At 67.7% G+C, this 12,367-nt stretch carries 10 protein-coding genes; 2 read left to right on the top strand and 8 right to left on the bottom strand.

What is annotated here, in order from left to right:
* Positions 1 to 473 precede the first annotated feature (473 nt).
* The 5 genes from EGM71_RS00210 to EGM71_RS00190 all read right to left on the bottom strand — a co-directional run bounded on the left by EGM71_RS00210 (position 474) and on the right by EGM71_RS00190 (position 5,636).
* Positions 474 to 2,078, bottom strand: coding sequence for a glucan biosynthesis protein (locus tag EGM71_RS00210; protein WP_012509627.1), 1,605 nt, complete (start codon positions 2,076 to 2,078; stop codon positions 474 to 476).
* Between the two features lie 104 nt (positions 2,079 to 2,182).
* Positions 2,183 to 2,995: a bifunctional DNA-formamidopyrimidine glycosylase/DNA-(apurinic or apyrimidinic site) lyase gene (gene mutM, locus EGM71_RS00205; protein ID WP_188486932.1), complete on the bottom strand. Its 813-nt coding sequence runs from the start codon at positions 2,993 to 2,995 to the stop codon at positions 2,183 to 2,185.
* 76 nt (positions 2,996 to 3,071) lie between these two features.
* A complete protein-coding gene (locus EGM71_RS00200) occupies positions 3,072 to 3,905 on the bottom strand; it encodes a hypothetical protein (protein ID WP_188486930.1) in 834 nt (277 codons plus the stop codon).
* 199 nt (positions 3,906 to 4,104) lie between these two features.
* Complete coding sequence (locus EGM71_RS00195; protein WP_109814673.1) at positions 4,105 to 4,437, bottom strand: EF-hand domain-containing protein; 333 nt, start codon at positions 4,435 to 4,437, stop codon at positions 4,105 to 4,107.
* Positions 4,434 to 5,636: a DesA family fatty acid desaturase gene (locus EGM71_RS00190; RefSeq protein ID WP_188486928.1), complete on the bottom strand. Its 1,203-nt coding sequence runs from the start codon at positions 5,634 to 5,636 to the stop codon at positions 4,434 to 4,436. Before EGM71_RS00190 ends, EGM71_RS00195 begins: the two co-directional genes overlap by 4 nt.
* A 151-nt stretch (positions 5,637 to 5,787) precedes the next feature.
* Between EGM71_RS00190 and EGM71_RS00185 the strand changes: the two genes are divergently transcribed.
* Entirely contained in the window at positions 5,788 to 6,609 is an 822-nt protein-coding gene (locus EGM71_RS00185) for an ABC transporter ATP-binding protein (protein WP_100441066.1), read from the top strand.
* A 51-nt stretch (positions 6,610 to 6,660) separates the two neighbouring features.
* Here the strand turns inward: EGM71_RS00185 and EGM71_RS00180 are convergent, their stop codons facing one another.
* Both EGM71_RS00180 and EGM71_RS00175 read right to left on the bottom strand, forming a co-directional pair.
* Positions 6,661 to 7,869 carry a DUF4785 domain-containing protein gene (locus tag EGM71_RS00180; RefSeq protein ID WP_188486927.1) on the bottom strand — a complete coding sequence of 403 codons (1,209 nt, stop codon included), beginning with the start codon at positions 7,867 to 7,869 and terminating at the stop codon, positions 6,661 to 6,663.
* Between the two features lie 11 nt (positions 7,870 to 7,880).
* Positions 7,881 to 8,759, bottom strand: a complete 879-nt coding sequence (locus EGM71_RS00175) for a hypothetical protein (RefSeq protein ID WP_188486925.1) — start codon at positions 8,757 to 8,759, stop codon at positions 7,881 to 7,883.
* A gap of 260 nt (positions 8,760 to 9,019) precedes the next feature.
* Here EGM71_RS00175 and EGM71_RS00170 point away from each other — a divergent pair, with 260 nt between their 5' ends.
* A complete protein-coding gene (locus EGM71_RS00170; RefSeq protein WP_188486923.1) occupies positions 9,020 to 9,859 on the top strand; it encodes an acid phosphatase in 840 nt (279 codons plus the stop codon).
* Positions 9,860 to 9,969: 110 nt separating this feature from the next.
* Here the strand turns inward: EGM71_RS00170 and EGM71_RS00165 are convergent, their stop codons facing one another.
* Positions 9,970 to 12,240, bottom strand: coding sequence for a TonB-dependent receptor (locus EGM71_RS00165; protein WP_188486921.1), 2,271 nt, complete (start codon positions 12,238 to 12,240; stop codon positions 9,970 to 9,972).
* Positions 12,241 to 12,367 lie beyond the last annotated feature (127 nt).

Here is a 12,367-nt window from a genome sequence, read left to right as displayed (position 1 = left end):
GAGCAACGGCAAAAGCGGGCTATCCATGGGATGGCGGGGCACTGTGGGTTTGCGGGGACGCCGTAAACCCGTCCATGGGGGCTTGGTCGCGGCATCCATGCCGCTCACACCCCGCAAACCCACAGTACCCCGCCTTCGACAGATCCCCACGGCTGTTGGTAGGTGTCGACCTTGGTCGACACATCTGTCAGGTATCGAATGAAATTCTGGGTCAGATCCGTTTTCCTTCGGAAAACGGATCTGACCCCACGAGTTGCTCCGACAGATCGCAGAAATCTGTCGAAGGCGGGGTGGGTCCGGTTGAGGGGGCGTGAGCGCCATGGATGGCGCGACCGAGGCTACATGGACGTATTTACGCCGTCCCCCTCAACCGGACCCACCCCGCCATCCCACGGAATGCCCGCTTTTGACGTTGACGTTGACGTTGACGTCAGCAGGTGCAGGGCTGCAAGCCCTGCAAACCCAGCCCCTTCTTAGTACAGCGTCCGCTCCGGTGCGCCGGCCGGCGGCGGGGTGTACTGGTACAGCCAGGTTTCGGTGAGGGTCTTGCCGCCACTGCGCAGGAACAGGCGGATGTCGATCTGCTCGGTACTGCCTTCCGGCGGCACCAGGTCGAACATCGCGCGGTAGCCGTTGATCTCGCGCAGCGGGCGCGCCGACACGATCTCGACCCGGCCGCGGCTGGCTTCCACCACCGCTTCAACCTCGCCCTTGTCGATCAGCCTGGCCAGTTCGCCGCCTTCGAAGTCCACCGCGAAGCGCCAGCTGAAGTACTCGCGCTTCTTGCCGACCACGCCGCCCAGGCCGGTACGGCTGGCCACGCAGTGCGCCAGCGGCGGGCGCGCCGGCGGCTCGGCGCCCCAGTACAGGCGGTAGCCGACCAGCAGCTCCTGGCCCGGTTGCGGCTTTTCCTTCGGGTTCCAGAACGCCACGATGTTGTCGAAGGTCTCGTCCACGGTGGGAATCTCCACCAGCTGCACCGAGCCCTCGCCCCATTCGCCCTTCGGCTCCACCCACAGGCACGGGCGCTTCTCGTAGAACACGCCGTCGTCCTGGTAGTGGTCGAAGTTGCGGTCGCGCTGCAGCAGGCCGAAGCCGCGCGGGTTGCGGTCCACGAACATGTTGAAACGCAGGTTGCGCGGGTTCAGCAGCGGGCGCCAGATCCATTCACCGGCACCGGTCCACAGCGACAGACCATCGGTATCGTGGATCTCCGGGCGCCAGTCCCATGCCATGCGGCGGTCGTTCTCGCCCACCTGGTACATGCTGGTGCACGGGGCGATGCCCAACCGCTCGATCGCCTTGCGCGGGTACAGCGCGCTGTCGATGTCCATCAGCAGCACGTCGCCATTGGTGATCGCGAAGCGGTAGGCGCCGGCCACGCTGGGCGAGTCCAGCAGGCCGTAAACCACGATCGTCTCCGAATCGGCCGACGGCTGTTCCAGGTAGTAGGCGATGAAGTCCGGGAATTCCTCCGGCTTGCCCATACCGGTGTCGATCGCCAGGCCACGCGCGGACTGGCCGTACTGGCCTTCCTTGCCGACCGCGCGGAAGTAGCTGGCGCCGAGGAAGGCAGCGAAATCGCGGTCGGTATCCTTGCGGGTGTTCAGGCGGAAACCGGCGAAGCCGAGGTCAGCCGGCAGCTCGCCATCCTTGATGCCGCTCTTGCCGTAGTTGAACGCCGCGCCGTCATAGGCCAGCTCCTGCGCCTTGCCGTCGACCACGTCGAACATGCGCACCGGCGAATGGAAGTACAGGCCCAGGTGGAAGAACTTGGCCTGGAACTTGCCCGGCTGGTCGGCCCACAGGGCGTGGTCCTGGCGGTAGCCGATCGACTGGTACTGGTCCCAGTCCAGTCCTTCCAGACGGCCCGGCAGCACCCGCTTGTGGCTCTTGTAGGGCGCCTGTGCCAGCGCGCGCGCCTGGCCCTTCAGGGTGGCGAAGTCGAACGGCTGCGGCTGGCCGAGGCGGCGCAGGCCCATCTGGCCGCTCTTGCTGGCCGCGCACGCGGGCAGGGACGGCAGGCCGAATGCAGCCAGGGCGAGGGAGGCATTGCGGATGAAGTCGCGTCGTTGCATGCAGGCGCGTCAGGCACAGAAGGAAGGTCGGCCATCATAGGCAGACAAACGTTAACGGGCAGCGGAGACACGCCCTGCCCGTTCAGCTACCGCTGGCCGCCGGCTCAGCGCTGGCAGTGGCTGCACCAGACGCTGGCGCGCTGGCCGATGGTGGCGTGCTTCAGCGCGCGGCCGCAGTTCGGGCAGGGCAGCCCGTCGCGGCCGTACACCAGCAGTTCCTGTTCGAAGTAGCCCGGCGCGCCATCGGGGCTGATGAAATCGCGCAGGGTGGTGCCGCCGCGGGTGATGGCGTAGCCCAGGATCTCCTTCACCGCGTCGGCCAGCCGCTGGTAGCGTTCGCGCGAGATCTTTCCCGCCTCGCGCAGCGGACTGATGCCGGCCTTGAACAGGCTCTCGGCCGCGTAGATGTTGCCCACGCCCACCACCACCGCCTGGTCCATCAGGAAGGTCTTCACCGGCGCACTGCGGCCACGGCTGCGCGCAAACAGGTAGTCGCCGTCGAACTCTTCGTCCAGCGGCTCCGGGCCCAACCCCTGCAGCAGCGGGTGGATCTCGCCGGCCGGCTGCCAGAGCAGGCTGCCGAAGCGGCGCGGGTCGTTGAAACGCAGCAGGCGGCCGTTGTCCAGGCTGATGTCGACGTGGTCGTGTGCGCGCAGCGGGGTATCACCGGGCAGCACGCGCAGGCTGCCGGACATGCCCAGGTGCAGCAGCGCGCTGCCGATGGCGGTATCCAGCAGCAGGTACTTGGCGCGCCGGCGGATGTCCTCGATGCGCTGCCCCGGCAGCAGCTCGGCCACTTCCGGTGGAATCGGCCAGCGCAGGTCGGCACGGCGCAGGATCACCCCATGCACGCGGCGGCCCTGCAGGTGCGGCGCCAGGCCGCGGCGGGTGGTTTCGACTTCGGGCAATTCAGGCATGCAGGGATTCTATCCCTGCTCTGCCGTCGGCACCTGGCCGTCGCTGCCAGCGAATGATCCCCGGCAGCGACGGGTATCAGGCGTCCTGCCCGGCGCGCGCCGGCTCCGCCGGAACCGGTGCCGCAGCGGCGGAACGGTCCGGGAACAGCGACGGCAGCGTTTCCACGAACCGGGCCAGGCACTGGTCGCTGTAGCGCTCGGCCGTCTGCTTGACCAAAGCGTAGTCGTCAGCCTGCCAGGCGTCCAGGGGGGCGGCCACCGGCTCGTCCACCTGGCACTGCACGCCTTCGCCACCGACCAGGCGCAACAGCTTGCGGGTATAAGGGAAGCCGACGTGCTGGGTCTGGCGCAGCTCGTACTGGGTATCGGCATCGCCCAGTTCCTTGTAGATCAGGGTGAAGCCATCGGCGGTGATCTGCACCGGCCGTGCTTCTGCCGGCACGGCGCCCGGATGCGCGGTGAAGTACTCGGCCAGGCGCAGGCGCACCTGGTCCTGCAGATAGCCGAAGGCCGGGTTCGGAACGGTCTCGACCCGGGTTCCCTTCAGCTGGTCCTTCTTGAACGAGCTGCCACCGAGCGTGCCGGAAAACAAAGAGACGGCAACCTGCGCGGCCACCAGCTTGCCGGTGGTGGAACGCTGCACCAGGCGCAGCGTCTTGTCGCCGACCGGCTGGCCATCTGCGCCCATCTGCAGCTTGACGCTCAACGGCACCCGGCCTTCCCAGGCGGGTACCTCGGCCACGGTGGCCGCCACAGTGTCTTCCGTGGCGGCAACAACGCCGGCATCAGCGACGGGAACGTCTGCAGCCGTCGCCGCGTCGGACGGGGGCGGCTCATTGGCCAGCACGGGCGCGGCGATAACGAGGCTGCCGAGCAGCGCGGCCGCCAGCAGCGGTGGGTTCGATTTCATGGGGGATCCTTGGGTCGTGTCAGGCCAGTGCAGGCGATTCCGTTCGGCATCGATCATCGAAATGGCACTGCACTCCCTTCCATGTCCTTCCCCCTACCGTGATCCATCGCGGTCGACATGCCAGCTCGCCTTACCCGTGCGGATCGACCGGCACCCCGGGATCGCGTCGAACCCACCATCGGCAGCGCGCCGGGAATCTTTAGCGCGGAGGCGCCGCCAGTTCGCGCGCATCCAGGAAGCCGTCACCGTTGGCATCCTGCTTGTGGAAGCGCTGCACGATCACCTGCCGCTGCTGCTCGCGGCTGATCGCCCTCCCCTTGCCGCCGGGCAGCTCCTCGGCCGTCAACACACCATCACCATTGCGGTCCATGCGGTCGAAGGCATACAGCATCCACTGAACGTACTCGGCCTCGCTGACCTTGCCGTCACCATCGCTGTCCATCCGCTGCAGATAGCTGGCGGTGTCGGTGACCTGGGCCAGCGCCGCGCCCGGCAGCAGCACCGCCAGCAGAAACCCGTACCCTGCCCTCACGCGCCCACCAGGCTGTAGCCCTTCAACCGTGCGGCGTAGGCCTGCAACGCCGCGATACCGCTTTCCTCGGCCTCTCGGCACCACGCCTGCAGCTGATGCAGGCGCTCGGCGGCATCGTGGCCACGGGCTTCCAGCAACGCAGCCAATCGCCCGCGGTACTCGACCAGCGTGCGGATGCGCGGCCGTTGTTCCACCCATGCGCTGAGCTGGGCACGGCTGTCCGGCTTCAGCCAGCGGCCATCGTTGACCAGGCCGCTGCGCAACCGGCGTGGCAGCAGGCGACGCAGTTTGGCCCCAGCCTGCGCGGCTTCCTCGCGCAGGGCCGGCATGAACACGTTGCGCTGGTAATCGGTCATCGCCTGGAAGCGGTGCGACAGCAGCGCCTTCAGGGTCTCGGCATCGGGCACAGCGATGTTCGGGCGCACGTCCATGGCCGGCGCCACCCGCAGCACCTTCGCCAGGCGCAGCGCCTGCAGCAGGCGGATCGCACTCCAGCCGATGTCGAATTCCCAGCGCCGCATCGCAAAGCGCGCCGAACTGGGGAAGGCATGATGGTTGTTGTGCAGCTCCTCGCCACCGATCCAGAACCCCCACGGCGTGAGGTTGGTGGAGGTATCGGCCGACTCGTAGTTGCGGTACCCCCACCAGTGGCCCAGGCCATTGACCACGCCCGCGGCCCAGAACGGGATCCACGCCATCTGGATCGCCCACAGGGCCACGCCGGGCAGGCCGAACAGCACGCTGTTGATCGCCAGCAGCAGCACCGGGCCCAGCGTGGCGTGCGGGGTATACAGATGGCGCTCGACCGCATCGTCCGGGGTACCGCGCCCGTACTGCTCGATGTCCGCGCGCATGCCGCGTGCCTCCCGGTACAGCTCCACGCCGTGCCAGAACACCTTGCCGATGCCGCGGGTGACCGGGCTGTGCGGGTCGTCCTCGGTCTCCACCTTGGCGTGGTGCTTGCGGTGGATGGCCACCCACTCGCGGGTGATCATCGAAGTGGTCAGCCACAGCCAGAAGCGGAACACGTGGGCCAGCGCCGGGTGGAAATCGACCCCGCGATGGGCCTGGCTGCGGTGCAGGTACAGGGTCACCGAAAAGATGGTGATCTGGGTGAAGACCAGCAACACCGCCAGCATGGCCCACCAGCCCAGGCCGAGCACACCACCGGTCAACAGGGACATCAGGGCATCAGGCATGGCAGCTCTCCGGATCGACGCGGGGATGGCAGACATGATGGGCGCTTGCGTTGCAAACTGCATCCCTGCGGCGGTGCTTCGCATCGCCATCCGTGGCACCGTTCACAGTTGGGGACCTGAGTTGTCGAGCCTTGATCCACGCGCCAGCGCCATGACCGCCGCCCCGCCCGTCGCGGAGCAGCCCCCGTTGATCGAACTGGACCGTGCCACCGTGGTGCGCGGCCAGGTGAAGGTGCTGCACGGGCTCAGCCTGCGCATCGCGCAGGGCCAGCACACCGCCCTGCTCGGCCCCAATGGCTGCGGCAAGTCGACCTTCATCAAGCTGATCACCCGCGAGCTGTACCCGCTGGCCCAGGGCGACGGCTCGGTGGCGGTGAAGGTCCTGGGCCAGAACCGCTGGCAGGTGGACCGGCTGCGCTCTCAGCTGGGCATCGTCACCGGCGACCTCAGCAGCAACCTGGCCGACATGCCCGGGCTGACCGTGGAACAGGCGGTGCTGTCCGGCTTCTTTGCCAGCTACGTGGTACCAGCCTTCCGCGAGGTGACCGCTGACATGCGTGCACGCGTCGGCGAGACACTGGCGATGACCGGCGCGCTGTCCCTGCGCGACCGCGCCTACGCCGAGTTGTCCGCCGGCGAGACCCGCCGCGTGCTGATCGCCCGCGCGCTGGTCAATCGGCCGCAGGCACTCCTGCTGGACGAACCTTCCACCGGGCTGGACCTGGTTGCCCGCGAACAGCTGGTGGCAACCATGCGGGTGCTGGCGCAGCAGGGCATCACCCTGGTGCTGGTGACCCACCACATCGAAGAGATCATTCCCGAGATCGAACGGGTGGTGCTGCTGCGCGACGGCCGCGTACTGGCCGACGGCACACGTGCCGAACTGCTGCGCAACGAACCGTTGTCGGCGGTGTTCGGCGGCGCGATCACCGTCTGCGAGCAGGAAGGCCGGCTGACCGCATATGCGGGGTGATCGACATGCGCAGTGCAGCGGGCCGGATATCCCGGCCCACTGCACCCTTGCTCAGAACTTCAACGCCAGCGCACGCGACTCGATCGGTGCCATCCGGCTCTGGTCCTGCAGCTGCAGGTCGCGCAACTCGTACGGCGCACCGAAACCGGCCGGCAATGCGGCCTGGTCGAACGGCAGCACCAGCTGGCCTGCGCCCGGGCCATCGAACCACGCGGCCGCATGTGCCTGCGCGACCGGCTTCAACTGGCCATCGCGGGCTGTGGCATACAGCGTGCCCCGCGCCTCGTAGCGTCCGGCCGCTGCCACCTGCAGCGGCAGCGCCACCTGGCGGCTGGCCGGGTCCGGTGCCGCCTGGCCGCTGAAGCGCGCGGTCGGCCGTGCCACCGCGAAGGCCACCTTGCCATCGCGCAGCACGCCATCGGCCTGGGCGAACACCTGCAGTTCCCATAGGCCCTGCACAGTGCCGACATCGGCCGGGATCCGTACCTGCGCGCGCAGGCTGCCATCGGTGGTGCGCAGCAGGCGCTGCGGCCAGCTGCGGCCATCCGGCGCGACCAGCAGGGCTTCACCGCCCAGGCCGCCACGACGCGATGCCAGCTGCGCGGTGGTGGCGCCGTCTTCCAGCAGGCGTGCCTGCAGCTGCACGTTCCCACCGGCCAGCACCTGCGCCTGGTTGGCCTGCACTTCCAGCCGCAGCGGGCTGTTCGGCTCCAGCACCTGCACCACATAGCGACCCTGCGCCTGTGCGCTCTGCAGGGTGTACGCACCGGCCGCACTGGTCGCGCCGGTACGCAGCATGCTGCTGCCATCACCCACCGGCATGCCGGCATCCTGCAGCGCGCGCGCATCGACGCTACGCGCCACGCTACTGCGGCCAGCCGGATCGCGCACCTGCAGGGTGTTGGCCGGCACTGCGCGGGCACCTGCGGCCGGGCTCAGCTGGATCACCGCATCGGGCGCCGTCAGCGGCAGGTCCAGGCCGCGCTGCAGCTGCGTGCCATCGACCTGCTGCCAGTAGCTGCGGCTGACCGAGGCATACGGCGTGGCCGCCTGCAGCGGCTGTGCCGGGTCCAGCGCCCAGGCAAACGACAACGGTGCGTGTTCGCTTTCATCAGCCGGCAGCGGCGCGGCCACCAATGCGGCAGGCACCTGATCGCCCGCGCGGGCGGCCTGCAGAGGCTGCGCGGCCTGCGCCGTGGACAGGGACAGGGACAGCACGGCCAGCACCGCACTGGCCAGCAGGGTGGAATGGATCGTCATGGTCGTCTCCCTCACTGGTTCAGGTCGTTGCGCAGCAGGGTGCCGAGGCCGAAGCACTCGCGCCGGCTCTGGTTATGGCTGAGTGGTTCCGCGCCCTGGGTGCGCGCCTTGTCGGTGAACCAGGTGGTGCCTGCGGCCTTCTGGCTGCTGCACTCCAGGAAGCCATCGGAGCAGGACGACAGCCAGTTCTGGGTGAACTCCAGGCCGACATTGGCTGCATAGCCACCGCAGTAACTGTTGCTGTCCCACACCGCCGATTCCACATCGCTGCCGACCACCGCACGGAACGGTTTGGGCAGCGCCGGGCGACCGGCCGTGCCGTACAGGTTCTGCGCGTTGTAGGTGGCCATGCTCGCCACCTGCTGCTGGCGTACCGCGTCGTTCTTGTAGCCCAGCAGCCAGCCCAGCGACGTTTCGAAGGTATTGCCGTTGAGCACCGCATCGGCCAGCGGTGTACCGGCCGAGGACGGAGCCAGCGCATTGACCTTGCGCACCGTGCGGATGATCTTCGGATAGCGGCTGTCGTAGGTCGGGTTGGACAGGATCCAGCGCATCACGTTGCCGCCGTTGGAGTGGGTGATCACCACCAGCTGGGTGATGCCACGGCTGTCGATGAAGCTGGTCAACTGGTTGGCCAGGCAGCCGGCGGCTTCCGGCTTCCACATGTACTGGGTGAAGTCACAGTTGATGACGACGTAGTTGCTGCTGTTCGGCAGGCCCTGGCGCACGGTGTCGATGATCGCCGGCTGCCAGTAGTCCTGGGTGGCATTGGTCTGCGCGCCGGTGCCATGCACGAAGGCCACGCCGACCACGTCGGCGGCCTGCGCCGGGGCGGTTGCCAGCCCGAGGAGCAGGGCCAGGACGGTACTTCCTGTTGCGGTGCTGCGCATCGCTTCTCTCCCTCTGTCAGCGGATCCCCCCGACCCGGCTGGAACTGGACGGCCTGTCGATCACCGTTGTGCCGATGCTCATGGCGCGGCCGTGTGAAAGTCCGTGCGCTGCGCCCGGATTCAGGAGACTGACGACAGTCGATGACGTTTTTCATACCGCTGCGATGACCATGCCGGGTCTGGCCGTATGACCGATGGCCACTGCGGTGTCGTATGGGGGCTGCGATCATGGCGCGATGTTTTCTGCCCGGAGCCTGCCCATGTCGCTGATTTCCCACCCTGCCCGCCCACTGCTCGGCCTCGCCGTCGTCGCGGCCCTGGCCGGTTGCGCCGCCACCGCCGCCAAGCCGACCGCTGTCGAAGCCAACATCACCACCAAGGCGGTGGGCTATCTCGACAAGAGCGCGGTACCGGCCAGCCTGGACCTGGTGCCGGCACCACCGGTCGCCGGTTCGGCCGCCCTCGCCCTGGACGAACAGGTCAGCCGTGAAGCCCGCGCGCTGCGTGGCAGCCCGCGCTTCGCCCAGGCCGGCGTCGATGCCGAACTCGGCTTCCCCGAAGGCGCCAACCACTTCTCCTGCGCCGCCGACATCGACGTCGATGCGGTGAAGACCCCGGCGCTGTACCGACTGCTCGAGCGCAGCCGGATCGATGCCAGCGCCGCCACCAAGGCGGCCAAGAACCACTACCAGCGCCCGCGCCCGTTCATGGTCAACGGTGAGCCGACCTGCTCGCCGAAGGACGAGGAAGGCCTGCGCAAGAACGGTTCCTACCCGTCCGGCCACACCTCGATCGGCTGGGCCTGGGCACTGATCCTGTCCGAGATCGCGCCGGACCGCGCCGATGCCATCCAGGCCCGCGGCCGCAACTACGGCGAGAGCCGCCTGGTGTGCAACGTGCACTGGCAGAGCGACATCCTCGAAGGCCGCTTCATGGGCGCCGCCGCCGTGGCCCGCCTGCATGACAACGCCGCGTTCAACAAGGACCTGCTGGCCGCACGCAGGGAAATCGCTGCCGCGCGCAAGGCCGGCCTGCACTCCAGCCGCGACTGCGCTACCGAAAATGCCGTGCTGAAGATCCGCCCGCAGAGCGCGCTGTAAGCAACGATCCTGGGTCAGAGCCCTTTCCGAAGGGAAGGGATCTGACGGTATGAAGCAGAAGGGCCGGCATTGCGCCGGCCCTTCTTCATTGCATTACCGCAGCCACCGCATCAGAACTTCGCGGTGAACTCCACGCCCCAGGTACGCGGCTCGTTGAGGAAGCCGGTCAGGTTGTTGAAGTCGATCGCGCCGACCACGCGGGTCTGGTTGGTCAGGTTGCGGCCGAACACGGCTACGTCGTACTGGCCGTAATCCCAGTTGTAGCCCAGGCGCAGGCCGCCCTCCAGCGAACTACGGCCGCGGAATTCCGGCGACTCGTAGATGAAGAAGTTCACCGCGCTGCGGTAGGCCCAATCGGTGTAGGCGTACAGCTCGCTGCCATCGCTGAGCGGGAAGCCCACGCGCAGGGTCGCGTTGTGGATCCACTTCGGCGCCTGCGGCAGCGGGTTGCCGTTCACCAGCGCATAGGTCTGGCCGTTGATCACGGTGGTCGGGTCGGTGATGGTGCAGCCGCCGCCACAGATCGCCACCGCCAGGTTCTTGTCCTTGATCTCGGTGTCGTTGTAGCTGCTGCCAAAGGTCAGCAGGACGTTGTCGGCCAGGTAGGCCTCCAGGTCCAGCTCGACGCCCTGGCCGATGGTCTTGTTGGCGTTGAGCAGGGTGGCGGTGTTGTTGGTGCCGCCCACCGCGATCAGCTGCTGGCCATCGACGTTGTAGCGGAACACGCTCAGGCCCAGGCGCGCGCGGCGCTCGAACAGGTCGGCCTTGATGCCGGCCTCGTACGAGATCACCTTCTCCGAATCAGCCTGCGACAGGCCCGGCGCGAAGGCCAGGCGGCCCTGGATGGACGGCGCGCGGAAGCCCTTGGCCACGCGGGCGTAGGCGTTGATGTCGTCGGTCAGCTTGTAGACGCCGCTGAGGTCCCAGCTGACGTCGTTGACGTCGGTGTTGGCCAGGTACGGGCCACTGACCGGGGTGCCGAACGGAACGGCCTGCAGCACGCTCGCGCTGAAGTCCTTCTTGTCCTGGGTGTAACGCACGCCGGCACGCAGCTTGAAGCGGTCGGTAACGTCGAAGTCACCCGAGGCGAACACCGCCCAGGCCTTGTTGCGCTGGTTCTGCACCACGTGGCCGGTCTGCGGATTGCCCGGGGCCAGCGAGTCGTAGTTGAAGTTGTTGATGGTCACGTCTTCATCGAAGTAGAAGACGCCGGCCTGCCAGTCGAAGCGGCCCCACTCGTTGGACTCGATGCGGAATTCCTGCGTCCACTGGCGGTGATGCGGCAGGCCATCAGCCGACTCCGACGAGAACGGAATCAGGCCCGGGCCGTAGTTGCCGGCACCAAGGAACGCCGCGCCGTAACCACCGTCGATGTCACCGCGGTTGAGCGATTCGGCGGTTTCATAGCCGGTGATCGAGTGCAGCGTCACCGAGCCGAGGTTCCACTGCAGGCGCGCGCTGCCGCCCCAGGTCTTCAGGTCGGAGAAGTTGACGCCATCGTTGGCCACCTTGTCGCGATCGAAGTTCTCGACCAGCGAGTTGCCACCCTTCTCGATGATGTTGGCGCGGAACAGGCGTGCGGTGCCGTTGAGCTTGCGCTTGTGCAGGTTGAACAGCGCTTCGAAGTCGTCGCCTTCGTACAGGAACTGCACGCGGCCGGCGGCTTCGTCATAGCCTTCGAAGCCGCTGTTGGGAGCGCCGACACGGGTATTGTCGACCCAGTCGTCGCGGCGCTGGTAGATCGCCGAGACGCGTGCCGACCAGCGGTCGGTCAGCGGGCCGCCGTAGGCGCCCTGCACGTTCCAGCTGTTGTAGCTGCCGTAGCCGACGCGGATGTAGCCATCGGCATCCTGCGACGGGCGCGCCGAATCGAACTTGACCACACCGGCCGGCGTGTTGCGGCCGAACAGGGTGCCCTGCGGGCCACGCAGCACTTCCACGTTGGCCAGGTCAAACAGCGGGAAGCCCTTCAGCAGCGGGCTTTCCTGCACCACGTCGTCGTACACCAGCGACACCGGCTGCGATGCATTGAGATCGAAGTCGGTGTTGCCCAGGCCGCGGATGTAGAAGCGCGGGAAGGCACGACCGTAGGACGACTCGATGTTGAGGCTGGGCACGCGTGCGGCCAGGAAGCGGATGTCATCGCCGGCCGAGCCGAGCACATCCAGCTTCTCGCCCTGGATCGCGGAGACCGCGACCGGCACGTCCTTGGCGTTCTCGACACGGCGCTGCGCGGTCACCTGCAGGGCGTCGAGGGCAACCGGATCCTTGGCAGCGGGGGTTTCCTGGGCGGCTGCTACCAGCGGCAGCAGGGCGGAAAGAGCGGCAACGAGGGGGCGCGCGACCGGAAATCGGCCACGGGAAGTGCGGGTCGGGGACATGGCGGTAGGCTGTGTTTGGAGGGGTGGTAAAACGGCGCTACCAGATAATTGTTGCAATACAGCACCTGCCTCGCAAATGCCGGCCGTTCATGGCCCCGTCGCCCTGGCCCCGGCCGGCTCGCTAGAC

Origin of the sequence: Stenotrophomonas maltophilia (genome assembly GCF_006970445.1) — a bacterium.
GTDB lineage: Bacteria > Pseudomonadota > Gammaproteobacteria > Xanthomonadales > Xanthomonadaceae > Stenotrophomonas > Stenotrophomonas maltophilia_AU.
This window is presented reverse-complemented; position numbering and strand designations above follow the sequence as displayed.